The sequence below is a fragment of the Actinosynnema sp. NPDC004786 genome, assembly GCF_053601135.1.
The window spans coordinates 48,982-72,651 of the sequence record NZ_JBSGBG010000047.1 but is presented as its reverse complement, the minus strand read 5'-3'; the positions used below and the strand labels follow the sequence as shown (position 1 = coordinate 72,651).

General features: G+C 74.3%; 23 protein-coding genes and 1 pseudogene. 13 read left to right on the top strand and 11 right to left on the bottom strand.

The features are described from left to right. Positions 1–133 precede the first annotated feature (133 nt). The 4 genes from ACWEFJ_RS32010 to ACWEFJ_RS31995 form a co-directional block, all read right to left on the bottom strand. Positions 134–790 carry an ESX secretion-associated protein EspG gene (locus ACWEFJ_RS32010; RefSeq protein ID WP_378098126.1) on the bottom strand — a complete coding sequence of 219 codons (657 nt, stop codon included), beginning with the start codon at positions 788–790 and terminating at the stop codon, positions 134–136. Further along, a complete protein-coding gene (locus ACWEFJ_RS32005; RefSeq protein WP_449716026.1) occupies positions 790–2,034 on the bottom strand; it encodes a WXG100 family type VII secretion target in 1,245 nt (414 codons plus the stop codon). The genes ACWEFJ_RS32010 and ACWEFJ_RS32005 overlap by 1 nt, the downstream gene beginning before the upstream one ends. 7 nt (positions 2,035–2,041) lie before the next feature. After that, positions 2,042–2,338 carry a hypothetical protein gene (locus tag ACWEFJ_RS32000; RefSeq protein WP_449716025.1) on the bottom strand — a complete coding sequence of 99 codons (297 nt, stop codon included), beginning with the start codon at positions 2,336–2,338 and terminating at the stop codon, positions 2,042–2,044. Positions 2,339–2,414: 76 nt separating this feature from the next. Then, positions 2,415–3,587, bottom strand: a complete 1,173-nt coding sequence (locus tag ACWEFJ_RS31995; RefSeq protein ID WP_378096143.1) for a polysaccharide lyase family 7 protein — start codon at positions 3,585–3,587, stop codon at positions 2,415–2,417. A gap of 138 nt (positions 3,588–3,725) precedes the next feature. On the opposite strand from ACWEFJ_RS31995, the gene ACWEFJ_RS31990 reads away from it, so the two are divergent. Both ACWEFJ_RS31990 and ACWEFJ_RS31985 read left to right on the top strand, forming a co-directional pair. Beyond that, positions 3,726–4,481, top strand: a complete 756-nt coding sequence (locus tag ACWEFJ_RS31990) for an FHA domain-containing protein (RefSeq protein WP_378096147.1) — start codon at positions 3,726–3,728, stop codon at positions 4,479–4,481. Positions 4,482–4,605: 124 nt separating this feature from the next. After that, positions 4,606–6,375 carry a protein kinase domain-containing protein gene (locus ACWEFJ_RS31985; RefSeq protein WP_449716024.1) on the top strand — a complete coding sequence of 590 codons (1,770 nt, stop codon included), beginning with the start codon at positions 4,606–4,608 and terminating at the stop codon, positions 6,373–6,375. Positions 6,376–6,556: 181 nt separating this feature from the next. On the opposite strand, the gene ACWEFJ_RS31980 is transcribed toward ACWEFJ_RS31985, so the two are convergent. Beyond that, positions 6,557–7,969: a chondroitinase-B domain-containing protein gene (locus ACWEFJ_RS31980; protein ID WP_449716023.1), complete on the bottom strand. Its 1,413-nt coding sequence runs from the start codon at positions 7,967–7,969 to the stop codon at positions 6,557–6,559. A 242-nt stretch (positions 7,970–8,211) separates the two neighbouring features. On the opposite strand from ACWEFJ_RS31980, the gene ACWEFJ_RS31975 reads away from it, so the two are divergent. From ACWEFJ_RS31975 to ACWEFJ_RS31965, 3 genes are all read left to right on the top strand, one after another. Next, complete coding sequence (locus ACWEFJ_RS31975; protein WP_378096157.1) at positions 8,212–8,700, top strand: TraR/DksA family transcriptional regulator; 489 nt, start codon at positions 8,212–8,214, stop codon at positions 8,698–8,700. 236 nt (positions 8,701–8,936) lie between these two features. Then, a complete protein-coding gene (locus ACWEFJ_RS31970) occupies positions 8,937–9,227 on the top strand; it encodes a DUF3040 domain-containing protein (protein ID WP_378096160.1) in 291 nt (96 codons plus the stop codon). Between the two features lie 32 nt (positions 9,228–9,259). Then, positions 9,260–10,144, top strand: a complete 885-nt coding sequence (locus ACWEFJ_RS31965) for a universal stress protein (protein WP_378096163.1) — start codon at positions 9,260–9,262, stop codon at positions 10,142–10,144. A gap of 44 nt (positions 10,145–10,188) precedes the next feature. Here the strand turns inward: ACWEFJ_RS31965 and ACWEFJ_RS31960 are convergent, their stop codons facing one another. Together ACWEFJ_RS31960 and ACWEFJ_RS31955 are read right to left on the bottom strand one after the other, a co-directional pair. After that, on the bottom strand, positions 10,189–11,475 hold the full coding sequence (locus ACWEFJ_RS31960; RefSeq protein WP_378096166.1) for an ArsB/NhaD family transporter: 1,287 nt from the start codon (positions 11,473–11,475) through the stop codon (positions 10,189–10,191). Between the two features lie 181 nt (positions 11,476–11,656). Beyond that, on the bottom strand, positions 11,657–12,115 hold the full coding sequence (locus ACWEFJ_RS31955) for a CBS domain-containing protein (RefSeq protein ID WP_378096169.1): 459 nt from the start codon (positions 12,113–12,115) through the stop codon (positions 11,657–11,659). A gap of 299 nt (positions 12,116–12,414) precedes the next feature. Here ACWEFJ_RS31955 and ACWEFJ_RS31950 point away from each other — a divergent pair, with 299 nt between their 5' ends. The 4 genes from ACWEFJ_RS31950 to ACWEFJ_RS31935 are packed head-to-tail and all read left to right on the top strand — an operon-like array spanning position 12,415 to position 15,437. Continuing rightward, on the top strand, positions 12,415–13,371 hold the full coding sequence (locus ACWEFJ_RS31950; protein WP_449716022.1) for a HAMP domain-containing sensor histidine kinase: 957 nt from the start codon (positions 12,415–12,417) through the stop codon (positions 13,369–13,371). An 11-nt stretch (positions 13,372–13,382) separates the two neighbouring features. Beyond that, complete coding sequence (locus tag ACWEFJ_RS31945; RefSeq protein ID WP_449716021.1) at positions 13,383–14,030, top strand: response regulator; 648 nt, start codon at positions 13,383–13,385, stop codon at positions 14,028–14,030. Between the two features lie 13 nt (positions 14,031–14,043). Continuing rightward, positions 14,044–14,499 (top strand): NfeD family protein, encoded by a 456-nt coding sequence (locus ACWEFJ_RS31940; protein ID WP_378096180.1) that lies wholly within the window; start codon positions 14,044–14,046, stop codon positions 14,497–14,499. After that, on the top strand, positions 14,478–15,437 hold the full coding sequence (locus ACWEFJ_RS31935; RefSeq protein WP_449716020.1) for an SPFH domain-containing protein: 960 nt from the start codon (positions 14,478–14,480) through the stop codon (positions 15,435–15,437). Before ACWEFJ_RS31940 ends, ACWEFJ_RS31935 begins: the two co-directional genes overlap by 22 nt. A 67-nt stretch (positions 15,438–15,504) precedes the next feature. Here ACWEFJ_RS31935 and ACWEFJ_RS31930 read toward each other — a convergent pair whose 3' ends face one another. Together ACWEFJ_RS31930 and ACWEFJ_RS31925 are read right to left on the bottom strand one after the other, a co-directional pair. Further along, a complete protein-coding gene (locus ACWEFJ_RS31930) occupies positions 15,505–15,669 on the bottom strand; it encodes a hypothetical protein (protein ID WP_449716019.1) in 165 nt (54 codons plus the stop codon). A 198-nt stretch (positions 15,670–15,867) separates the two neighbouring features. After that, positions 15,868–16,248 (bottom strand): hypothetical protein, encoded by a 381-nt coding sequence (locus ACWEFJ_RS31925; protein WP_449716018.1) that lies wholly within the window; start codon positions 16,246–16,248, stop codon positions 15,868–15,870. A 25-nt stretch (positions 16,249–16,273) separates the two neighbouring features. Between ACWEFJ_RS31925 and ACWEFJ_RS31920 the strand changes: the two are divergent. Beyond that, positions 16,274–16,813: pseudogene (locus tag ACWEFJ_RS31920) on the top strand (DUF488 domain-containing protein); the annotation flags it as partial. Positions 16,814–17,020: 207 nt separating this feature from the next. Here ACWEFJ_RS31920 and ACWEFJ_RS31915 read toward each other — a convergent pair. Together ACWEFJ_RS31915 and ACWEFJ_RS31910 are read right to left on the bottom strand one after the other, a co-directional pair. After that, complete coding sequence (locus tag ACWEFJ_RS31915) at positions 17,021–18,331, bottom strand: APC family permease (protein WP_449716017.1); 1,311 nt, start codon at positions 18,329–18,331, stop codon at positions 17,021–17,023. 64 nt (positions 18,332–18,395) lie between these two features. Beyond that, positions 18,396–20,567 carry a putative bifunctional diguanylate cyclase/phosphodiesterase gene (locus tag ACWEFJ_RS31910; protein ID WP_449716016.1) on the bottom strand — a complete coding sequence of 724 codons (2,172 nt, stop codon included), beginning with the start codon at positions 20,565–20,567 and terminating at the stop codon, positions 18,396–18,398. Between the two features lie 122 nt (positions 20,568–20,689). On the opposite strand from ACWEFJ_RS31910, the gene ACWEFJ_RS31905 reads away from it, so the two are divergent. The 3 genes from ACWEFJ_RS31905 to ACWEFJ_RS31895 all read left to right on the top strand — a co-directional run bounded on the left by ACWEFJ_RS31905 (position 20,690) and on the right by ACWEFJ_RS31895 (position 23,663). Further along, positions 20,690–20,956: a hypothetical protein gene (locus tag ACWEFJ_RS31905; RefSeq protein WP_449716015.1), complete on the top strand. Its 267-nt coding sequence runs from the start codon at positions 20,690–20,692 to the stop codon at positions 20,954–20,956. Beyond that, positions 20,953–22,182: an amidohydrolase family protein gene (locus ACWEFJ_RS31900; protein ID WP_449716014.1), complete on the top strand. Its 1,230-nt coding sequence runs from the start codon at positions 20,953–20,955 to the stop codon at positions 22,180–22,182. The genes ACWEFJ_RS31905 and ACWEFJ_RS31900 overlap by 4 nt, the downstream gene beginning before the upstream one ends. A gap of 104 nt (positions 22,183–22,286) precedes the next feature. Beyond that, positions 22,287–23,663 carry an MFS transporter gene (locus tag ACWEFJ_RS31895; protein ID WP_449716013.1) on the top strand — a complete coding sequence of 459 codons (1,377 nt, stop codon included), beginning with the start codon at positions 22,287–22,289 and terminating at the stop codon, positions 23,661–23,663. Positions 23,664–23,670: the final 7 nt, after the last annotated feature.

The following is a 23,670-nucleotide window of genomic DNA, read 5'->3' as shown; positions in this document are numbered from 1 at the left end:
CGAACGGCGTCGAGGACAGCAGCGTGGCCGGGTAGAACATCAGGCCGACCTTGCCCTCGGTGAAGGCGGCCGTCCCGGCCCGTCGCACCGGCTCCCCCTGGATCAGTCGCCCGGTCGCACCGCCTCCCCCGCGTCAGTCGCCGAGCCGGCGCAGCCACTCCCCCACCACCGAACGGGTCGCGGGCGTGGCGTGGACCCACCCCTGGCCCCGGTTGTCGGTGTAGCGGACCACCAGCCAGCGGCCGTCCGGGCAGTCGAGCGTGGTGACGAACGACCCCGCGCGCCGGCGTCGCCCGTACCGGTCACGCCTGGCCGCGTACAGCTTCGCCACGCCGGTGCGCGGCCGTTGCACCAGCGCGGCCAGCGCCCGCGAGCCGCGCGCCTCCTCGGCCCGCGCGTTGATCGACACGCCGCGACCGGCCGGCACGTCCGGCAGGCACGCCGCCAGGGTCTCCGACGGGTCGCCCCGCAGCACGTCGATCCGCACGTGACCGTTGTCCCGCACCGCGAAGACCCCGTGCCGCCCCGCCGTGGCGACCACGACCGGCAGGGTGACCTCGCGGTTGAACGCGATCCAGCCGAAGCACTCGGAGTCCGCGTACGCGAGCACCCGCAACGCCTCCAGCGTGTCGTCCACCCGCACGCCCTCGCGGTGCAGCTCCCGCTCCACCTCCAGGACGTCGGCCTCGGCGGGCGGCACGTGCAGGACGGTGTGGTGCTCGCCGAGGTCGTCGTGGTGCCACAGCACGTCGAACGCCGTGTCGGACAGCACCACCGGCCCGCGCAACATCAGTCCTCCCCGATCACGGGCGCGACGCCGCCAGGCAGCCGGCCGACGAGCGCGTCCGCGTCCTCGTCCAGGTACACGGTGCGCCGGTGCTCCCGGTCGTCCTCGTCCCGCGTGGCCGGCGCGTGCGGCGCGAAACCGCCCATGCCGGCCACGCCCGTGCCGACCCGGCCCGCCGCGCCGCGCGCCCCGGCCGCGGCCGGGGCGTTCCCCGGCGTCCGGCCGAGCACGGCGGAGCGGTCGCCGGCGTCCAGGGAACCCCTCTGACCCCTGGTGCCGGTCGGGTCGCCGATGCCGATCCCACCCGGCAGCACCGGCGCGACACCGCCGCCGCCGGACAGGTGGTCGCCCTTTGGGACCTTCGACGTGTGCCCGGTGTCCCGGCCCGCCGGCGGACGGGTCGCCGCCGGCAGACCGCCCGGCACACCGGCGGCCCAGTCGGCGACCGCCGTCCGGTCGCCCGGCTGCCGCGGCGCGGTGGGTCCCGCCACGGCCGGGGGCCGCGGCGAACCGCCGCCGTCCCCGCCACCGACCTCGCTCGCCGAGGTCCTGCCGCCCCCGCCCGCCGACGGCGACGCCGACGGCTTGTCCCCGCCCGCCGACCCGGGCGACGACCCGCCGCCGGCCGCCGGTCCGCCCGCCGACGACGGCGAGGTGCCCCCGCCCCCGTCCCCCACCTGCGGCGGCGCGGGCGTCCCGGATCGGACACCGGCCCCGCCCGAGGATCCGACGGCGGTGTCCGCGCCCGGCGCACCCCCCGACGCGCCGGGCGCCTGCGGCAGCATCGCCTGGTTCTGGCCCGTCAACCCGACGTACTCGGCGTAGACGCGGCGGTTGTGCGCGTCCGCCTCGAACCACGCCTTGCGCGCCAGCTCGTTGTCCGTGTCCCACGGCGTGATCTCGTCGAAGAGCGTCAGCTCCGGCGGGTACGGGGTCGCCATCGGCTGCACCTGCTGCCGGAGCCGGCCGTAGCTCTGCGCCTGGGTCCGCAGCGCGGCGTCGGCCCGGTCCAGCGTCTCCTGCGCGCGCTGGAGGGACTGCTCGATCGGCTGCACCGCCTGCGCGGCGCGGTCCGACGCCCGGCCCTGCCACAGCCCCTGCAGCTGCCCGGTGAGGCCGCGCAGTTCGTCGCCCAGGGCCTGGATGCGCGTGCGCGCGTCCCGCGACACGTCCGCCGCCTCGGTCAGCCCCTCGGGACCCGCGCCCCGGGACACCATCTGGTAGATCTCGTACCCGCTGAGCTCCATCAGCACGTCACCGCCAGCCGTCCTGGTAGTCCTGATCGGTCTTCGCGTACTGCTCCACCGACGCCCTCAGCTCCTCGACGCGCGCCTGCAGCTCCCGCTCGATCGCGGTGACCGAGTCGAGGTGCCCCTGCCCCACCTGGCACGCCGCGGTGACGAAGGCGGTGGTCGCCGGATCCGGCATCGGGGGCTGGATCCGCGCCAGCAACCGGCTGTCCCGGTTGGTCGAGGACAGGTCGTCGCGCACCTTGCCGTGCCGGTCCACCACCCCGTGGAGGGCTTCGACCCTCACTTCGAATTCGCCCATGCACGCAGGGTGGCGGGAGTGCGCGGGGACCCCTCCCGACCCGGCGGCCCCGGGCCCCGGAGCCGCCGGCACGCGGTCAGGAGTGCGTCACGGTGACGCCGTAGACGGTCACCTCGCCGTAGTTGCCGCTGTCGCACGGGCTGGACCGGTCGCAGTTCGCCTGCGTGTAGACGCCCGCCTTGAAGTAGGCGCCGCTGAACGACCGGCTGATCGTGGTCTGGAGCACGCCGTTGTAGTACGCCTTGACCTGCCCGCCGCTCACCACGAACTTGGCCTGGAAGCGCGTGCCGAGGACGTAGTCGTCGGTCACGAGCTTGTGGTGGGTGGTGTCGCCCTTGGTGACGTAGAGCCTGGTGCCCTCCAGCCGGAACACCGCCACGTCGTCGTCGGAGTCGTGGATCTGGCCGGCGACGACGTCCGGCTTGTCCTCGGGCAGGTGGTTGATCGCCTGGTCGATGACCATCGTGTGGGTGCCGGAGGTGGACGACCACGCGGCCGACGCGCTGCCGCCGTCGGTCATCTCGCGCAGCTCCGAGCGGGGGTAGCTGCTGTTCTGCGTGGTGACGCCGTTGACGGGGCTGCGGAACCGCACGCCCGCGCAGTCCGGCGTCGGCACGAACCACGGGTCGAGCGCGTAGCCGTCGAGGCGCGGCTGCTTCACCTCGAGCGGCTGGCGGCCCGACTGGTCCGGGTTGTCGACCGGGAGGGTGATCTTCCAGTTCGTCAGGTCGAGCACGTCGGACGGCAGCGCGCAGTCGCCGCCCGGGTCGTCGGCGCCCAGGACGTCCACCTCCGTGACGGAGTTCCACCCGTTGCCCGAGGAGTTGCCGTGGCCGACGATCCGCACGTGCCGGGTCGTGACGTCCGGGATGTCGTAGCGCTCCTGGGCCAGGGTGGGACGGCTGCGCAGGCCGGTCGCCGCCGGAGCCCACGTCGTGCCGTCCGGGGAGGTCTCGACGTCGAAGTAGGCGGTGCGCTCGTCGCCGTAGCGCCAGGCGATCGCGAGCGCGGTCACCGGCCGCGCGGTCCCGAGGTCGTACGCGATCCACTGGCCGTCGCCCTGCGCGGACCACCGCGTGCCCAGGTCGTTGTCGAGCGTGTTCGCGGGCACGTTCCCGTCGTCGTCGCTCGCGGTCACCGCAGCCACCGGGTACCCCTCCACGACCTCCGCCCGGGCCGCGGGCACGACGAGCAGCGCCGCCAGGATCGCCGCCGCGGCACCGCTCGTCGCGGTCTTTCCGAAACGCATTCTCCGAGTGGTCATGGGGCGAATGAAACAGAACGCGTCGGGACCGGTCCCCCGTAATGCGCGGCTGTTCCCTACCCTCTTCGGGAGGGGTCCCGAAGCGCTCCGACGACACTGCGCGGTAACCCGAGGAGGGACGGCATGAACACCCAGAGCCTGGCGCGCGACGTGCCGCGGGCCGCGCCCGGAGCGGTCGTCGCGCTCGCGTTGAGCGGCCGGATCAGCGTCGATCCCGTCGAGGGCCGGAGCGTGCGGTTCGGCCGCAACCGGCCCGAGGTGGACGTGTGCGTCGGCGAGACCGACCCGCGGGTGAGCCGCCGGCACGGCCTGCTCACGCGGCGCGCCGGCCGGTGGTGGGTCACCAACACCGGGCGGCTGCCGATCCGCCTGCCCAAGACCCGCTGGCTGTTCCGCGACGAGGAGCCGGTGCCGCTGGAGGAGGGCTACACGCCGCTGTTCATCCGCGGCTCGCACGACCGCGAGCACCTGCTGGAGCTGTACGTGGCCGGCGAGGACGGCGGGCACCCGGTGACCAGCCACGACAGCGTGACGCGGCCGCCGAAGCGGTGGCGGCTCACGCCGGAGGAGCACCTGGTGCTCGTCGTGCTCGGGCAGCGCTACCTGCTGCACGAGGCCAACCCGCAGCCGGTGTCGCGGCAGCACGCCGCCGAGATCCTGAACGAACTCCAGCCGGACGCGGGCTGGGGCGTCAAGCGGGTCGAGCACATGGTCGCCGACGTCCGGGCCCGGCTGTCCGCGGCGGGGGTGCACGGGCTGCTGCGCGAGGAGGTCGGCGAGCCCGTCGGCAACACGCTCAACGACAACCTGCTGCGCGAACTCGTCCTGTCGACCACGCTCGTGCCGCCGGACCTCGCCCTGCTCGATTCACTCGGCTGACTCAATGTATTCCACGATTGGGCGACTAGTGAATTCCCGCAATTCGCGTACCGCGATGTGAGGATCGGTCGGGATGGCCGGGAAACCGTGACGGCCGGCAAAAGTAGTCACTACACTACGGACCGTGCGCACGGGGGATGTGGTCGGCGGGCGGTACGAGTTGGAGGACGCCCGCGGTTCCGGTTCCGGGGGCGTCGTCTGGGCCGCGTTCGACCGGAAGCTGAAACGGCGCGTCGCGTTGAAGCGACCCCACGCGGCGGCGGACCACACCGACCGGACGCGGTTCCGCCGCGAGGCCGAGACCGCCGCGCAGGTGCAGCACCCGAACGCCGTCTCGGTCTTCGACACGGTCGACGCCGACGACTGCTGGCTCGTCATGGAGTACCTGCCGGCGGAGAGCCTGGACAAGGTGCTGGCGGCGCAGGGGCCGCTGCCGCCGGAGCGGGTGGCGCGGATCGGCGTGCAGATCGCGGGGGCCCTGGCCGCCGTGCACGCGAAGAACATCGTGCACCGCGACGTGAAGCCGGGCAACGTCCTGCTCGGCGACGACGACCTGGCGAAGCTGACCGACTTCGGCATCTCGATCTGGCGCGAGGTGACCTGGACCGACGACGGCCGGATCTCCGGCACCCCCGCGTACACCTCGCCGGAGGTCGCGGGCGGGCGTCCGGCGAGCCGCGCCTCGGACGTCTTCTCGCTCGGCGCGACGCTGTTCGCCGCGGTCGAGGGCACGCCGCCGTTCGGCCACGGCGAACCGCACGAGGTGCTGGAACGCGCCCGGCGCGGCGAAGTGCTGCCGATGCGCCAGGCCGGTCCCCTCGGCCCGGTGCTCGAGGAGATGCTGCGGCCGAGGCCCGACCGGAGGCCGACCGCGGACCAGGTGCGGTCGCGGCTCAAGGAGGTCGTCGGCGAGTGGGAACCGCCCCCGCCGCCGGCCCGCCGCCCCGCCCGCGTGCCGGCCCACCGCCGGCGCTGGTTCCGGGTCGCCGCGGGGGTCGCGTTCGTCGTGGCGCTCGGCGCGGTGGTGTTCACCTGGCAGCGCCAGGCGCCCGCGACGCAGGCGCACGCCCCCTCGCCGGGCGGTCTCGTCGGCGAGGAGCGCACCGCCGACCCGTGCGCGTTGACCGACGAGGCCGCGCTGCGCCGGTTCGGCCCGACCTCGGTGTCCACCACGATCGGCAACTTCAACCGCTGCGACGTCCTGGTCGACGTCGGCGCGGTGCGGAAGCTCGACGTCGAGGTCCAACTGATCACCCGGACATCCCGCGCCGTGCAGGGCCGACCGCTGGAGATCGTCCCGTCGGAGCGGTCCGGCAACGAGTGCGGCCGCACGGTGGTGGTGGACGACGTGTACGCCGTCCGCGTGGCGGCGAAGCTCTCGAACCCCCCGGTGGACCTCTGCGCGGTGGCCGACGTCGCGGCGGGCAGCGTGCTGGAGGTGCTGCGCCGCGGCCCGATCCCGCGCCGGCCCAGCCCGTTCCCCGCCGGGTCGCTGGCCCACGTGGACGCCTGCGCGCTGCTGGACGACGAGTCGCTCGCCACGCTGGCCGGGGTCAACGGGGACGCGCCCGTGAACGTGTTCGGCAACTGGGCGTGCAAGTGGTTCAGCACGTTCGGCGGGCGGACCGTCAACCTGCGGTACGACCAGCACCCGGCGCAGGAGGTGATCGGGGGCGAGCTGACCGAGCTGGGCGGGCGTCGGGCGTACGTGCACCTGGACAAGGAGTTGAGCACGGGGTGCACGGTCAGCCTGCCGTACCGGCCGGCGGACCTCGCGCAGAGCACGGAGATCCACGTGGTGGTGCTGACCGTGGCCGGCGACCGGCCGGGCATCGAGTACTGCGACGCCACCAAGGGCCTGGCGGCGGTGGCCGCCCGGAAGCTCCCCGCCTGACCGCACGGGCCGGGGCCGCGTGCGGCCGGGTCGCCTACCGCCGTCGCCGAGCGGCCGGCGGAGCGAACGTCCGACCTCTCACCGGGCGGCCGCGCTTCCGGTGGCCGCGGTTCCCAGGAGGTCGCGCGCCGGGAGGTCGCGTTGCCAGGCGCACCGGAGGCCGCGTGACCCGGTGGCCGCGTTACCGGGAGTTCGGGCCCACGTCGGCCGGTCGGAGCGGTCGCCGGAGGACCGTGGCGGTGGAGCGCTCGTCCGCGCCGACGTCGGGGAGGCCGGCGCGCGGCTGTCCGTCCACGTCGTCGGTGACGAACGGGTAGCGGCCGGTGCCGGTGTCGATCGCCGGGCTGCCCGCGCCGATCCGGTGCACCGGTCCCCGGCGGCCCAGCAGCGGGTCGGCCACGCGGACGGCCTCGGTCGGCTGGGTGACGCCGACGGTCGCGGTCCCGGTCGGCCACGCGACGTTCCCCGCGTAGGTCAGGTTCACCGGAACCTTCAGCTCGTTGAACAGCTTGCCGTTCGACCCCGTCACCACGTTGTCGGCGATGACCGAGTCCACCGGCGGGAACGTGTAGTTCGCGCCCACCTCGATGTTGGACGTGTTGTTCACGAACGTGTTGTGCACGACGACCGCCCGGTAGACGCGCCAGTGCGCGTTCAACGCGCCCGTGCCGTCCACGTCGCCGCCGTCGACCTGGAGCGCGGCGTCGTAGCGGGTCCCGGTCAGGCCCTCGAAGTGGTTGTTGTAGACCTTGTGGTCCTCGCCGTAGAGCCGGATGCCGCCGGTGCCCGCCTTGCCCTCGCCGAGGAAGAAGTTGCCGTGCAGGGAGCCCCGGTTGCCGTGGCGGTGCGACAGCGTGCCCTGCGAGGACCGGAAGGTGTTGTAGCGCACGGTGTTGTCGTTGCTCTTGACGGACACGATCTCCGGGTCGCCGTCGCAGTCCTCGAACAGGTTGGCCTCCACGACGGTGAACCCGCTGGACCGGGAGATCGTGCTCCGGCCGACCCGGATGGCCTCCATCTCGTTGTCCGCGCGGGGGCCGACGTCGCGGAAGTGGTTGTGGTCGATGCGGTCGTGCCGCGACTGCTGCGTCTCCGACCCCTCGACGGCGATGAAGTTGCCCAGTTGGCGCTTGTGCTCGAACAGGTTGTGGTCGATCCGGTTGTGGTGGCTGTCCTCGCCGTTGACCAGCACCCAGTGCAACGACGACTGCTCGGTGAGCCGGAAGTGGTTGCGGGTCAACCGCACGTGGTGCGACCCGGTGATCACCAGGCCGGCGGAGCCGGTCCACTTCAGACCGTCGAAGGTGAGGTGCGAGGAGTCGGTGACCACCAACTGCCCGGCGTCGACCACCGCCCGGCCGCGGTGGGCCGCCACGACCGTGATCGGCCTGGCCGCGGTCCCGTGGCGGCCCGTCACCGCGCCGAGCGCGTAGTGGCCGTCGGCGACCACGATCCGGTCACCGGCGCGGGCGTCGGCGAGGGCGGTCCGCAGCTGGTCCGAGTCGGCGACGCGCACGGTGCGGTCCGCACCGGTGGACGCCGACGAGACGAGCGGTTGGCCCGCGCCGGAGACGCCCCACGCGACCAACGCCACCAGGAGCGCACGACAGGTCCGGCGCATCGGGTTCCTCGCTCTCGACCGGAGACAGGACACGGGTCCCAGCGTGCCGCACCGGCCGTGGGACCCGTCCCGGGCGGTTGGGCGTAAGGCGCTCCCCCAACCTGTAGGCGGACGACAAAACAGGCCCCTCCGTTTGTCCGCTTCCTACAGGCCGCGCGGCCCGGTTGCGCCCATGCTGGGAGGTGAACAACGGAGTCGCAGCGCGGAGGTGGGTCATGGTCGGTGTCGAGCGCGTCGCCGCCCGGCGAGGTGGTCTGGCCGACCACCTCCCCGACCTGCGCGCCCGGCTGGAGCGGCAGCGCCGGTTCCGGCTGGAGCAGCTGGCCGAACTCGAACCCCTGGCCGCGGCGGAGGTCACCGACGCGGCGCGGCACGAGGTGGCGCTCGCGGTGGCCGAGGCGGCCCGGCACGCGCTGGCCGACCTCGACATCGCGCTCGCGCTCATCGAGGTCGGCGACTACGGGCGGTGCCGGGGCTGCCGGTCGGACATCCCGCTGGAGCTGCTGCGGACCATCCCGACCTCGCGGTGGTGCCTGGGCTGCCGGCAGCGGCTGGCTCCGGGCGGCGGACCGGACCCGGGCGCGGTGCCCCGGCACGAGCCGACCGCGTCCCGGACGCCGCGCGGCCGTGGCCCACGACGCGGCCGCGACGGCACGACCGGGCGTCGCCACCACGGCACCCGGCGAACCGCCACCGCCCGCTGACCGCCCCGCGCCCTCCGCCGGTCACCCTGAGCAACCCCGCCACCCGCCGGTTGGTTCGGCGTGCCACCCGGCGGGCACCACGCCGAACCGGGCGTGCCGCCGCCACCGGTGGACCCCGCGGCAGACCCGGCGACCCGTGACCACCCGCCGGACGACCCGGCGGACCAGGCGGGCATGGCCCGCACCGCGCCGTCGAGCCGGGGGCACCGGCCCCGGCCGTACCCAGGAGGTGAGTCGTGCTCAGCGAGCGCGAACAGGCCGCCCTGCTCGAGATCGAGCGCCGGCTGAGAGCCGACGACCCGGACTTCGAGCAGTCCTTCCGGGCGCTCGACGCCGTCCCGCCGCCCCGGCCCGCGAAGCGCCCCCGGATCACCTCGGTGGCCATCGTCGCCGCGGCGAGCATGGCCGTCGTCATGCTGCTGGTCGGATCACCGACCGGAGCACTCCCCTACGCCGTCATCGCGGTGCTGGTGTGGGCGGTCCGCGACCTGCCCGACGCCCCCGCGAAGCGGAAGCCGGGCGAGTGACGCACCGCACCACCCACCGCGAGGAGTTCAGGATGAGCGACGTCAAGGCCCGGCCCGTCGTGGTCGGCGTCGACGGGTCGGGGAGCGGGCTGCGCGCGGCGCGCTGGGCCGCGGGCGAGGCGAGCCGCCGGGGTGTCGGCCTGCGCCTGGTGCGGGCCTGCGAGGTGCCGACCGGCTACCGGCCCGGACTGGTCGACCCGAACGCGCTGCGCGAGGCGCTGGCGGAGGACGGGCGGCGGTCGTTGGCCGCGGCCCTCGACGCCGTCGGACCTCTGGCGTCCGATGTGGACGCCGTCCTCGAGTTCGGGCCCTCGGTGCCCCTGCTCCTCGCGGAGGCCGAGGACGCCTCGGTGCTCGTGCTGGGCAACCGGGGCCTGGGCGGGTTCACGGGCCTGCTGGTCGGGTCCACGTCGGTCGAGCTGGCGGGCCGCGCGTCGTGCCCGGTCGTCGTCGTCCGGGGCCGTGACGACGACCCGCCCGCCGACGGGCCGGTGGTGGTGGGCGTGGACGGCACGGAGCTGAGCGAGGCGGCGCTGGGGTTCGCGTTCGCCGCAGCCGCGGACCGCGGCGACGAGCTGGTGGTGGTCCGCGCGTGGGCGGACCCGGTGCTGGAGACCGCGTTCGCGGCCACGGCGGTGGCCTTCGACGTCGAGCCGGTGGCGCGGGAGGCCGAGGAGTCGCTGACGGGGCAGCTCGCCGCGTGGCGGCGGGAGCACCCGGAGGTGCGGGTCACCGCGCACGTCGTCCGGGAACGCCCGGCGCACGCGCTGCTGCGGTTCGCGGAAGACGCCCGCCTGGTCGTCGTCGGCAGCCGCGGCCGGGGCGGGTTCCGCGGCCTGCTGCTCGGGTCCACCAGCCGCCACCTGCTGCACCACGCGCCCTGCCCGGTGGCGGTCGTCCGCGCGCCCGAGCGGTGAGGGCCGCGGCGGGGTGGCCGACCGGGTCGGCCACCCCGCACGCGTCACGTGAAGTACCTCAGCCAGACGTAGACCCAGGCCATCACGGTGCTCAGCACGGTCACGATGATGCCGTACTTGGTGAACTGCCAGAACGTGATGCGGTGGCCGGTGCGCGCGGCGATGCCGATGGCGACCACGTTGGCGCTGGCCGCCACCGCGGTGCCGTTGCCGCTGAAGTCCGCGCCGAGGGCGAACGACCACCACAGCGCCTGACCGGTCGCCGGGTCGGGCACCTCGGCCACGATGCCCTCCACCACGGGGCTCATGGTGGCCGCGTACGGGATGTTGTCGAAGAACGCGCCCAGCACGCTGGAGCCGAACAACAACGCGGTGGCCGCGAGGAAGTAGTTGTCCCCCACCCCTTGCACGGCCCAGCTGCCGATCGTCTCGATGACACCGGTGTGCACCAGACCGCCGACCATCACGAACAGGCCCATGAAGAACGCCAGGGTGTGCCACTCGATCTCGCGCAGCACGTCACCGGCCTCCGCGCCGGTGGCCAGCATCATCAACCCCGCGCCCACCAGCGCGACGATGGCCGGGTCGAGGTGGAGCACCGAGTGCAGGCTGAACCCGGCGACCACCACGGTGAACACGACCATGCACCGGCGCAGCATCCTGGCGTCGGTGATGGCCCGCCGCTCGTTGAGCGCCATCACCGCGGCGACGTGGTCCGGGTTGTACTGGAACGACTTGCGGAACAGCACCCGCGTCAGCAGCACGAACACCGCGAAGATGACGACCACGATCGGGGCCATGTGCACCAGGAAGTCGGTGAACGTCAGCCCGGCGCGACTGCCGATGATGATGTTGGGCGGGTCGCCGATGAGCGTCGCCGCGCCGCCGATGTTGGACGCGAGCACCTCGGCGATCAGGTACGGCTGGGGCGCGATGCGCAGCCGGTTGCACACCACGATCGTCACCGGCGCGACGAGCATGATCGTGGTGACGTTGTCGAGGAACGGCGACGCCACGGCGGTGATCGCCATGAGCATCACCATGAGCCGGTACGGCTTGCCCTTCGCCTTCTTGGCCGCCCAGATGGCCAGGTACTCGAAGACACCGGTCTGCTTGACGATCCCGACGATGACCATCATGCCGAACAGCAGGAAGATGACGTTCCAGTCGATGCCCGCGTGCTCGGAGAAGAACACCTCGGCGCCGGGGATCAGGCCGGTGACGGCCATCGCGCCCGACGCGATCAGCACCACCTTGAGCTTGTCCGCCTTCTCGGTGGCGATGAAGAAGAACGCCACCAGGAAGATCGCCAGGGCGAGGACCGCGCTCATCGGTCACGACCCGGAGGTCCGGTCCGGTCGTCGGCGTGGCCCGAGCACCGGACGGGTTCGCGGCCGGCTGATCGTATGGTCGCGGCACTCGGGCACACTGAAGGCACTCTCCTCAAGACATGGCGCAACGCACCCACGAGCGGGGGTGCGGGAACGGGAACTGCTCGGGCGGCGTCAGCCGTCAGTCGACGTTGCCGAACACCGCCAGGCTGGTGATCAGGCGCTCCAGCGTGACGGCGCCGAGGAGCACGTCGTCCTCGTCCACCACCGCCACGAGCGGGCTGTGCTGGCGCGCCATGAGCGCGGCGACCTCCAGCAGGGTCGCGTCGGCGCGCACGGTCACGGGCTTCACCGGCCGGCGCGGCGCGCAGTCGCCGACGGTCAGGTCGCCCAGCTCCTGCCAGAAGTGGTCCGCGTGCGCCTCGTCGACCGTGCGGGCGAGGGCCGGGTCCTCCTGGTAGGCGCTCGGCACCGCCAGGCGCAGCACCTGGGTGCCGGGCAGCACCAGGTGGGGCCGCGACCGCTCGTCCACGACGATGAGGCCGGGCAGGCGGCTCACGGCCATGACGCGGACGGCCTGCGCGACCGGGTCGTGGACGGTGACCGTCGGCACGTTCACCGCGATATCGCTTGCGTGCATGAAATCAACCTGTTCGGCGTGGCGGTGGGTGTGTGCCTGCGACGTTGCGGTCGCACCACCGGTGACCGGGGTCGCCGGCGGTGGGACGAGCGTCCGGGGTCGGGATCCGAGCACCGCTGTCACCTCTTCCTCCCGGCGTGGCGAACCGTCCGCACCAGTCTGCGCAGCGCCGGGAGGAGGGACAATCGGTGCCAACACCCATCCGCGGGCGGTGACGACATGTACGCGCGAGTGGGTGTCAGCCCGGATGGACAGGTCGCGGAACTCCCGGCAGCCTGGAACCGAAGGAGGCCCTACCCGTGTCCCTGTTCTGGCGGATCTTCCTGCTCAACGCCGCGGTGCTGGTGGTGGCCGCGGCGGCGTTGCTGCTGGGGCCGGTCACGGTGTCCACTCCGGTCCTGTTCACCGAAGCGGTGATCCTGTCAGGGGGTTTGGTGGTGATGCTCGTGGCCAACGCCGTGCTGCTGCGGCTGGGCCTGGCCCCGCTGGAGCGGCTCACCCGCGCCATGACCACGACCGACCTGCTGCGCCCCGGCCCGCGCCCCGCCCCCACCGGGCACGGCGAGATCTCCGGTCTCATCAGGACGTTCAACGCCATGCTCGACCGGTTGGAGGCCGAGCGCGGCGACAGCACCGCCCGTGCCCTGTCCGCGCAGGAGGCCGAGCGCAGCCGCATCGCCCGCGAGCTGCACGACGAGGTCGGCCAGACCCTCACCGCCGTCCTGCTGGAGCTGAAGCGGGTGGCCGACCACGCGCCGCCCACCGTCCGGGACGAACTGCACCAGGTGCAGGAGACGACCCGGGGCAGCCTGGACGAGATCCGCCGCATCGCCCGCCGGCTGCGCCCCGGCGTGCTGGAGGAACTCGGGCTGATCAGCGCGCTGAAGGCGTTGACGGCGGAGATCGCCGACCACAGCGGGCTGTCGGTGCGGCAGCGGTTCGACGGCAACTTCCCGGACCTGGGCAACGAGGCCGAGCTGGTCGTCTACCGGGTCGCGCAGGAGGCCATCACCAACGTCGCGCGGCACGCCGGCGCGAGCCACCTCGACCTCGCCCTCGCCCACGACCCCGCCGGGGTGGAGCTGCGCATCCGCGACGACGGGCGCGGGATCGGCGGCGCGCCCGAGGGTTCCGGCATCCGCGGCATGCGCGAACGCGCGCTGCTCATCGGCGCGGACCTCACCGTCGGCTCCCGCACCGAGGGCGGCACCGAGGTGCGGCTGCGCGTACCGACCACCCCTACCCGGAGCACCTGACCATGGCCCACGTGAAGACCCGAGTCCTGCTCGCCGACGACCACGCGCTGGTCCGCCGGGGAGTCCGGCTGATCCTGGACGGCGAGCCGGACCTGACCGTGGTCGCCGAGGCGGGCGACGGCGCGGAGGCCATCGAGAAGGCCCGCGCCGAGCGCCCCGACCTGGCCATCCTGGACATCGCCATGCCGCGGCTGACCGGGTTGCAGGCCGCGCGGGAGCTGTCGCGGCTCCAGCCGGAGCTGCGCATCCTCATCCTGACCATGTACGACAACGAGCAGTACTTCTTCGAAGCGCTCAAGGCGGGGGCCTCCGGCTACGTGCTCAAGTCGGTGGCCGACCGCGACCTGGTCGAGGCGTGCCGCGCCAGCATGCGGGGCGAGCCGTTCCTCTACCCCGGCGCGGTCACCGCGCTCGTCCGCAACTACCTCGACCGCGTCCGCGACGGCGACGACCTGCCCGACAAGGCCATCACCGACCGCGAGGAGGAGATCCTCAAGCTCGTCGCCGAGGGCCACTCGTCCAGGGACATCGCCGGCCTGCTCGTGATCAGCGTCAAGACCGTCGAGCGGCACCGCGCCAACCTGCTGCAGAAGCTCGGGCTGAAGGACCGGCTGGAACTCACCCGCTACGCGATCCGCGCCGGTCTCATCGAACCGTGAACGGAGGTCGCTCGTGGACGACTGGCTCATCTGGCTGATCATCGCGGTCGTGCTGGCGGTCGCGGAGATCTTCAGCCTGACCGCCGCCCTCGGCATCCTCGGCTCCGCCGCCGCGGTCACCGCGGGCGCCGCGGCGCTCGGGCTGGACCTGCCCCTGCAACTCCTGGTGTTCACCGCCGTGTCCGCCGCCGGTGTCGTGCTCGTCCGGCCCGCGGCCCTGCGGCACCTCCGGCGGCCCCAGCCCGCGCGGTTCGGCGTGGACGCGCTCATCGGCGCGCCCGGCCGCACCACCCGCGAGGTGACCGGGCTCGACGGCCGGGTCCGCATCGGCGGCGAGGAGTGGACCGCGCGGTCCTACGACGACACCCTCGTGATCCCCGCCGGCACGGTCGTCGACGTCATGGACATCCAGGGCAGCACCGCACTCGTCTACCCCCGGGAGGGACCGTGGAACTCTCAGCCCCGTTGATCGCCGCCCTGGTCGTCGCGCTGCTCGCGGTGTTCACCGTGGTGCGGGCGGTGCGCATCGTGCCGCAGGCCCGCGCCCGCAACGTCGAACGGCTCGGCCGCTACCACCGCACCCTGCGGCCGGGCCTCAACTTCGTCATCCCCTACATCGACCGCGTCCGCCCCACGATCGACCTCCGCGAGCAGGTCGTCTCGTTCCCGCCGCAGCCGGTGATCACCGAGGACAACCTGGTGGTCGAGATCGACACGGTGCTCTACTTCCAGGTCACCGACCCGCGGGCGGCGTTCTACGAGATCGCGGGCCACCTCCAGGCGGTCGAGCAGCTCACCGTCACGACCCTGCGCAACGTCGTCGGGTCCATGGACCTGGAGAAGACCCTCACCTCCCGCGACACCATCAACAGCCAACTGCGCGGCGTGCTCGACGACGCCACCGGCAAGTGGGGCCTGCGGGTCAACCGGGTCGAGATCAAGGCCATCGACCCGCCCGCCACGATCAAGGACGCGATGGAGAAGCAGATGCGCGCCGAACGGGCCAAGCGCGCCGCCATCCTCGCCGCCCAGGGCGAGCGCCAGGCCAAGATCCTCACGGCGGAGGGCGACAAGCAGGCCGCCGTCCTGCGCGCGGAGGGCGACCGCGCCGCCGAGATCCTCAAGGCGGAGGGCCAGGCACGGGCCGTCGAGCAGGTCTTCCAGGCGGTCCACCGCAACGACGCGGACCCCAAGCTGCTGGCCTACCAGTACCTCCAGACGCTGCCCAAGCTGGCCGAGGGGCCGGGCAACACGTTCTTCGTCATCCCCAGCGAGGTCACCACCGCGCTGAGCAGCGTGTCCCGCGCGTTCGGCGAGCACCTGCCCACCTCGCCCGCCGCCCGGGACGCCGAGGCCACCCCCGTCCGGCCGACGGCCGCCACCAACGGCGACCGGCCGGTGTCGTGACCCCGGCGCCCCGGGAGCGGCGCCCGGTGGTCCGGGCGCCGCTCCCGGGCGGTCCGGTCACCCGGGCTCAGGCCACCGCCGCGTGCGCGAGGGCCAGCAGCGCGCCGGGTCCCGCCAGGACACCGAGCGCCACGGCGCCGTAGAGCGGCTCGTCCTTGGCGAACATCCTCGCCATCAAAGCGATCGCGGCCACGAGCATGGCGGCGAGCAGCACCATCACGACTGCGTACATGGGTCAGTCCTCAGTGGAGTGTCGGCCGCGCCGGGCGCAGCCCGTCCGCCGCCACCACGGTCCACGGTGGTGGCGGTGCGGGACGTGCCCGACGGGGCCGGGGGGGTTTCGGGGTGTCGACGCCCGCGCGCCGTCCACCGCGTCACCTCGTGCGAGGTGCGCGGGACAGCGCGTCGGAGCGGTTGCGGGTCGTCCGGTTCAGCCGCGCGGGGGCGCCCGGCTGGTCCACGGCGTCCGCTCGGCGGCCGCCTTCCCCTCGCCGCCGACCGTGCCGACGACCGGGCGTCCCGGTGCGACGTGCGCGTCACCGGTCCGGCCGAGCACGGCCCACCAGGTGTGCGCCAGGTCCGCGGCCGGCGCCTGCCGTGCCGCCAGCGACAGCCGGAGCCAGTCGTGGAGGTCGTCGTCCACCGAGGGCGCGGCGGATGCCGACTCGCCGAGCACCGGCCGGTCCGACACCGGGTACGGGGCCGCGTAGCCGTCGGCGACGTGCGGGGCGACGACGACGCCCACCCCGAGCAGCACCAACAGCAAGGCAGGCAGGAGCCCGAACCGGCCCGCCCGCGCTGCTGTCCGCACCTGCCCGACTCTCCTCACCGCACCGATGCCCTTCCGGGCGTGGGACAGCCTACGTGCGCCGCACCGCACCGCGGTACCGCTCCCTCGGCGGCACTCCGCGGCCCTGGAACCGGCGCCGTGCGCGGGACTCCACCGGCACCGCGGTCCGGGCGGTGTGCTGCGGTGCGCGCCGGGAGCTGCTGCAATCGGGGTCATGGCCCCCGACCGGAACGCTCCCGCGGCCAACCCCGACCTCGTGACGTTCGGCCACGGCACCGCGGACCGGGCCGCGTTGGCGGACCTCCTGCGGGGCGCGGGCGTCACGTCCGTCGTGGACGTCCGAACCGCGCCCGGCAGCCGCCGCGACCCCGACCTCGCGCGGGAGCGGGTGGCGCGGTGGCTGCCGGAGGAGGGCATCGGCTACCGGTGGGAGCAGCGCCTGGGCGGCTTCCGGAAGCCACCGCCCGACTCGCCGGACACGGTGTGGCGCAACGCGTCGTTCCGCGGGTACGCCGCCCACACCCGCACCCCGGAGTTCGTCACGGCGATGGACGCGCTGGTGGGGCAGGCAAGCGGGGAGCGCACGGCGGTGATGTGCAGCGAGTCGGTGTGGTGGCGGTGCCACCGACGGCTGATCGCCGACTTCGCCGTGGTGGCGCGCGGCCTGCGCGTGCACCACCTGATGCACGACGGACGCCTCACCGCGCACGAGCCGACGCCGGGCGTGCGCCTGCGCGACGACGGCCTGCTCGGGTACGACGCGGGAAGCCGACCGCCGGGCGCGGCGCGCCGGTCAGGCGGCTCGTCCGGTGGCCGGCGCCGAACGCCTCCCGCGCACCAGGTTCACCGCCGCGAGCACGACTCCCAGGCCGACCAGGATCAGACCCCGCACCCAGACCTCGCCGTCGATCCGGGTGAACAGCAGCACGCAGGACGCCAGCCCCAGCCACGGGACGACGACCGGCACCCGGAAGTGGTCGGCCTCGCCCTCGTCGCGGCGCAGGACGAGCACGGCGGCGTTCACCGCCAGGAACACCACCAGCAACAACAGCACGAGCGTCTCGGCCAGCGCCGCCACCTCGCCGGTCAACGCCAGCGCGAGCGACACGGCCGTCGTGGCCAGGACCGCCACCCACGGCGTCCGCCTGCCCGGCAGCACCCGGGCCAGCGGCGCGGGCAGCAGGCCGTCCCGGGCCATGCCGTAGGCCAGCCGGGACGACATGATGCCGGTGAGCAGCGCGCCGTTGGCCACCGCGACCAGCGCCACCAGGCTGAACAGCCCCTCCGGCACCGCGCCCGCCAGGCGCACGACCTCCAGCAGCGGACCGCTGGACGCCGCCAGCCGGTCGGTCGGCACCGCGGCCGAGGCCACCACGCCGATCAGCAGGTACACCGCGCCGGCGGTGAGCAGCGCGCCGAACAGCGCCCGCGGGTAGGACCGGCGCGGCTCCTTCACCTCCTCGGCGAGGTTCACCGACGTCTCGAACCCGACGAACGAGTAGTAGGCGAGCACCGCGCCGGCCAGCGTCGCGCCCAGGACCCCCCGGTCCCCCGTCCCGACCTCGGTCAGCCGGCCGAGGTCGGCGTCACCGCGCAGCACCACCCAGGCGCCCAGGCCGATGATCAGCAGCAGGCCGCCGACCTCGATCACCGTGGCCACGACGTTCGCGCCGAGCGACTCCTTGATGCCGCGGATGTTGAGCAGCGCCAGCGCGCCCAGGAACACCACCACGACCAGCGCGGTCGGCAACGAGACCAGCTCGCGCAGGTAGTCGCCGGCGAACGCCCTGGCCAGCGCGCCGACCGACACCACCCCCGCGGCGAGCATGCAGAACCCGGTGAACGAGCCGACCGCCGGGCCGAACGCCTTGGTGGCGTAGTGGGCCGAGCCACCCGCCCGCGGGTACTTCGTCGCCAGCTCGGCGTAGGAGCCCGCGGTCAGCGCGGCCAGCAGGAGGGCGGTGAGCAGGGGCAGCCAGACCGCGCCGCCGGACTCGCCCGCGACCGACCCGACCAGCACGTACACCCCCGCGCCGAGGATGTCGCCCAGGATGAAGAAGTACAGCAGGGGCGTGCTCACTGCCCGCTTGAGCGAGGAGACCATGCCGTCCAGTACCCCGTTCGCCGCACGCCGAAGCCAGGACGACGGGCCGCCCCGGCACGCGGGGTCAGGGAGGCGACACCGGGTTCACGGCGGCGAGCAGGTCGGGGCGCCAGTTCTCCAGCAGGTCGGGCTTGCCGAACAGGTATCCCTGCACGTAGTCGCAGCCCGCGTCGCGCAGCCAGCGCTCCTGCGCCGCCGTCTCGACGCCCTCCGCGACCGTCCGGGCGCCCAGCGCGGCGGCGAGGTCGATGATGCACCGCACCACGCCCTCGGTCCGCCGGTCCCCGCCCAGGCCGTCGGTGAACGACTTGTCGATCTTGACGAGGTCGAACGGGTAACAGCGCAGGTAGTTCAGCGACGAGTAGCCGGTGCCGAAGTCGTCCAGCGCCACCCGCACGCCCAGCTCGCGGACGTCCCTCAGCACCCGCATCGCGTCCTCGTCGGCCCAGACCGACTCGGTGACCTCGACCGTGAGCCGCCCCGGCGCGAGCCCGGTGGCCGTCAGCAGCTCGTGCACCTCGGCGGGGAACCGGTCGCCGGCCAACTGGCCGGGTGAGACGTTGACCGCCACGCCGAGCGCCAGGCCGCGGTCCTGCCAGCGCACCGCCTGCTCGCACGCGGTGCGCAGCACGTGGCTGCCCAGGGGCACGATGAGCCCGCTCTCCTCGGCCAACCCGATGAACCGGTCGGGGCCGAGCAGGCCGTGCCCGGGTCGCTGCCACCGCACCAGCGCCTCGGCGTGAGTGGTGCGCGCCGAGGCCAGGTCGATGATCGGCTGGTAGTGCAGGACCAGCTCGTCGTTCGCCAGCGCGGCGGACAGGTCGCCCCGGTCCCGCTGCCGCGCGGCGACGTCCTCGCCCATCGCGCGGCGGAACGACCGCACCCGTCCCCCGCCCTCGCGCTTGGCCACGTACATCGCCACGTCCGCGTCGCGCAGCAGGTCCTCGGCGGTGCGGCCGGTGCCGTCCCGACCGGCGACGGCGACGCCGATGCTCGACCGGATGCCCGTGTCGCCGCCGGTGGCGTCGGGCGCGGCGAGGGCGGCCAGGACCTGGCCGGCCCGGTGGGCGGCGTCGTCGGCGGAGGTCGTGAGCACGGCGAACTCGTCGCCGCCGAGGCGGGCCACCACGTCCGGGCCGCCGGTCACGGTCCGCAGCCGCCGGGCCGCCTCGACCAGCCGCCGGTCGCCCGCCTGGTGCCCTTCGACGTCGTTGACCTCCTTGAAGTGGTCCAGGTCGATCAGCAGCAGCGCGACGTCGCGGCCCTCGCCGAGCGCCCGGTCCGCGAGGTCGAGGAAGTGCCGCCGGTTGACCAGCCCGGTCAGCTCGTCGCACTCGGAGCGCTCGCGCAGCTCGTCCTCCCACCGCCGCCGGGCGGTGACGTCGACCACGGCCACCATCACCCGACCGCCCCGGCCGCCGTCGCGGACGGCGACGGGGTGCAGCGCGAGCGTGGCGCCGGGCCGCTCCAGCCGCAGCTCCACCGGCTCCGGCCCCGGCCGGGCGCAGCCCCGGTCGCACGCGGTGAGGTCCGCGCCGTGCGGGCACGGCACCGCGCCCGGTTCGTCCCAGCCCAGCAGGTCGGCGGCGCGGTCGTTGAACAGCTCGGGCCGGCCGCCGTCGAGGAGCACCAGGCCCACCGGGCTGGCGCGCACCGCGGCCTCCGCCGTCCGGTGCGCGCGGTCGGCGCGGTCGCGGGCGGCGTCGGCCAGGCGGGCGGCCCGCGCGGTCTCGTACAGGGCCACCGATCCCACGACCAGGCCCACCAACGGCATCAGCACCGGCGCGAGGGCCTCCGGTCCGGGGTGGACGCGACCGCTGAGCACCGTCACCCCCACGCCGACGAGGTACCCCAGCACGGGGAAAACGGCCCGCGCCGGGAACCGGTAGTCACCGTCGAGCAGCACCCGGCGGACCGTGACGCCGAAGAGGAAGCCGAGCACCGGCTGCGGGGCCGACAGCAGCAAGGCCCCGGCCAGGATGGCGGCCGTCTCGGCGGAGACGACGCCCCACCCGTCCCGGCCGGGCCGCAGCACCCACCCGCCGGTCACCACCACGACGACCAGGGCGACGGCCGCGCCGAAGGGCGCGGGTCCGGTGAACGCCACCTGCGCCGCGAACACGACCGCCCCCACCCAGGCGAACGCGGTGGTCCACCGTCGGACGCGGCGGAGACCCGCCCGCACGTCGAAGGCGTCATCAGAGAGCGCGACGGCCGCGCCGACCCGACGTGCCACACCCCTCCCAGGCAAAGCGCGACAGCCGCGCACCGGAACCCGACGATGGCGCCTGGCGTCGATACCACGCCGCCAAGCGCCGCGTGATCCTAGCCCTCACGGGGGACATCCGGCTACACACCGTGAGCACCCGTCGGGCCGACCGGGTCCGGCGGTGCTTCGAGACGACCGACTACGCCTACCGGCGGCCGGCCGAGGCGGGGCGCGACCCGCAACGGGCCCCGCACTCGACCATCGTGCTGTTCGACGCCCCGCCGGAGCCGCTGTGCCGGCGCCGGCACATGATCACCGATGGGAGCCGCGCGCAGCTGGTCGTCATGCCGCACGTGACCACCCGCCACATCGACCGGCTGTGCGAGGAGCCGGCCGACACGGGGAGCGGGTCGTGAGCGGCGAGGTCCTGCCGGTGCCCGACCGGGTGTGGGACGGCGTGGGCGACCGGCCCGTCGCGCGCTCGCGCGTGCTGGTCCGCGACGGGCGCGTGGCCGAGGTCGGGGAGCGCGTGACCGCGCCGGCCGGGGCCGACGTGGTCGACCTGGCCGGGCACACGCTGCTGCCCGGATTCATCGACTGCCACGTGCACGTCGTGGACGAAAGCCTGAACACCGCGCCGGTCGCGGAGCAGACCGTGCGCGCGATCCCGCCGCTGCGCACCCTGCCGGCCAACGGGTTCACCACCGTGCGCGACCTCGGCGGCTCGGACCAGCCGATCACCACCGCCCTGCGCGACGCGGTCGCCGACGGCGTCCTCCCCGGCCCGCAGATGGTCGTCGCGCCGAACATCCTGTCCGCGCGCGGCTCGCACGGCGACAAGGAACCGGAGTTGACCGCCCGGTTCGGCGTGGAGGTCGGCGTGGTGGCCGACGGCGCGTCCGAGGTGGTGCGCCGGGTCCGCGAACAGGCCGGGGCGAAGGCCGACTGGATCAAGTTCGCGGGCAGCGGCGGGTTCAGCTCCGCCGTCGACAGCCCCACCGACGTCGGCTACTCCCAAGCCGAGGTGGACGCGCTGGTCGCCGCCGCCTCGGATCTCGGCCTGCCCTGCGCCGGGTACGCCTTCAACGACGAGGCCGTGGTGCGGGCCGTGCGGGCGGGCGTGCGCTCGGTCGAGCACGGGAGCCTGATCGGCCGGGACACCCTCGACCTGCTGGTGCGGCGGCGGGTGCCCCTGGTGCCGACGTGGTACTGCGTCGAACACCTCCTCGACCGGGTGGACGACGAGGAGTTCCGGGCCGGCAGGCCGCCGGAGGTCCGGGAGAAGCTGCGCGGGCACGCGGACGGGCTGCGCGCGACCGCCGCCCTGGTGGCCGGTTCCGACGTGGTGCCGTCCTTCGGCACCGACGCGGGCCTGTTCCCCCACGAGGACAACTGGCGGGAGTTCCCCACCATGGCGCGGCTCGGCGTCGAGCCGGTCCGCGCCCTGCGCGCCGCGACCAGCGTCGCCGCGGACCTGCTCGACCGCCCCGACCTCGGCCGGGTGGCGCCGGGCGCGACCGCGGACCTGGTGGCCGTGCCGGGCGACCCCTTCGAGGACATCGAGGTCACCGGACAGGTCGGTTTCGTGATGCGCGAGGGCTCGGTCGTGCTGCACCGCGCCGGCGGCGTGTCCCGGCTCTGACGGCGCCCACGCGCTCACGGAGTGGACGCGCTTGCCAGGTCGAGGCTGCCTCGGGTTAACTCCCGCCGTTATCCCGAGGCCATCTCGACTTGAGGAGCAGTCCCATGACCACCCAGGCCCGGTCCCGCCCGTTGGGTCTCGCGTTGGCGGCCATCGTCGGCGCCGAGTTCCTGCTGCAACTGGACGGCACGATCGTCACCGTCGCCCTCCCGTCCCTGCGCGCCGACCTCGGCGTGGACGTGGCCGCGGCGTCGTGGGTGCTCAACGCCTTCTTCGTCGCCTTCGGCGGCCTCCTGCTGCCCGCCGGGCGGCTCGGGGACGTGCTCGGCCACCGCCGGGTGTTCCTCGCCGGGATCGGCCTGGTCACGGTCGCGTCGCTCGTCGCGGGCCTGGCGCCGGCGTTCGAGGTCCTGATCGCGGGACGCGTGCTCCAGGGAGCGGGCGCGGCGATCGCCGGTCCCGCCGGCCTCGCCCTGCTGGCCGCGCTGTTCCGGGGCGAGCGGCAGGCCAGGGCGTTCGGGCTGTACTCGACCGTGACGGGGCTCGGCGCGGCCTCCGGCATGATCCTCGGCGGGCTCCTCACGGCGGTCGGCGAGTGGCGGTGGAGCCTGCTGGTCAACGTGCCGGTCGGCGTGCTCGTCATCGCGGTCGCGCTGCGCGCCGTCGGGACCCGTGACGAGGGCGTTCGGGCGCGTTCGCTGGGAGCGCCGAGCGCGGTGCTGGTCACCCTCGCGCTCGCCGCGGGCGTGCTCGGGCTGGTCCGCGCCGCCGAGGACGAGTGGCTCGCGCCGGGGGCGCTCGTGCCGCTGGCGGTGTCGGCGGCGCTGGTCGCCGTGCTGGTCGTGGTCGACGGGCGGGCCGCCGAGCCGCTCCTGCCGCGCCGCGTCTTCGCCGGCCGGGAACGCGTCGGCGGGTTCGCCACCCTGCTCCTGCTGGCCTCGGTGCTGACCGGTTTCCTGTTCCACACCGGCCTGTACCTCGCGGGCCCGCTCGGCTTCGACCCGCTGCGCACCGGCCTGGCGATCCTGCCGTTCGGGCTGGCGCTGCTGGTCGCGACCCAGGTCCTCGCCGGGCGCGTGGCGAAGGTGCGCCCACAGGTCCGGGCGGTCGCCGGGCTCGTGCTGGTCGCCGCGGGCTTCGGGTGGCTGTCCCGGCTCGACGGCGACAGCACGTACACCGCCGGTGTGCTGCCCGCGATCGTGGTGCTGGGCGTCGGCGTGGGCCTGGCGATCGTCCCGGTCAACGTGATCGTGCTGTCCTCCTCGGACCCGGCCGACACCGGGATCACGGCGGGCATCCTCCAGACCGCCCTGACCGTCGGCGGCGCGATCGGCCTCGCCGTGCTGCTGCTGCCGTTCTCGGCCGGCGACGGGGGCGCGGACGCGGTCTCCTCGGTGTTCGCCTGGAGCGCGGGGATCGCCGTGCTCGCGGTCCTGGTGTCGCTGGTGTTCTGGTTCGGCCCGCGCCGCGCCGCCCGGTAGCCTGGGC

Coding starts and splice junctions, on each gene's coding strand:
- ACWEFJ_RS32010 (WP_378098126.1), bottom strand. CDS start 790: ATGTTGCGCGGGCCGGTGGTGCTGTCCGACACGGCGTTCGACGTGCTG.
- ACWEFJ_RS32005 (WP_449716026.1), bottom strand. CDS start 2,034: ATGGAGCTCAGCGGGTACGAGATCTACCAGATGGTGTCCCGGGGCGCG.
- ACWEFJ_RS32000 (WP_449716025.1), bottom strand. CDS start 2,338: ATGGGCGAATTCGAAGTGAGGGTCGAAGCCCTCCACGGGGTGGTGGAC.
- ACWEFJ_RS31995 (WP_378096143.1), bottom strand. CDS start 3,587: ATGCGTTTCGGAAAGACCGCGACGAGCGGTGCCGCGGCGGCGATCCTG.
- ACWEFJ_RS31990 (WP_378096147.1), top strand. CDS start 3,726: ATGAACACCCAGAGCCTGGCGCGCGACGTGCCGCGGGCCGCGCCCGGA.
- ACWEFJ_RS31975 (WP_378096157.1), top strand. CDS start 8,212: ATGGTCGGTGTCGAGCGCGTCGCCGCCCGGCGAGGTGGTCTGGCCGAC.
- ACWEFJ_RS31965 (WP_378096163.1), top strand. CDS start 9,260: ATGAGCGACGTCAAGGCCCGGCCCGTCGTGGTCGGCGTCGACGGGTCG.
- ACWEFJ_RS31960 (WP_378096166.1), bottom strand. CDS start 11,475: ATGAGCGCGGTCCTCGCCCTGGCGATCTTCCTGGTGGCGTTCTTCTTC.
- ACWEFJ_RS31955 (WP_378096169.1), bottom strand. CDS start 12,115: ATGCACGCAAGCGATATCGCGGTGAACGTGCCGACGGTCACCGTCCAC.
- ACWEFJ_RS31930 (WP_449716019.1), bottom strand. CDS start 15,669: ATGTACGCAGTCGTGATGGTGCTGCTCGCCGCCATGCTCGTGGCCGCG.
- ACWEFJ_RS31915 (WP_449716017.1), bottom strand. CDS start 18,331: ATGGTCTCCTCGCTCAAGCGGGCAGTGAGCACGCCCCTGCTGTACTTC.
- ACWEFJ_RS31895 (WP_449716013.1), top strand. CDS start 22,287: ATGACCACCCAGGCCCGGTCCCGCCCGTTGGGTCTCGCGTTGGCGGCC.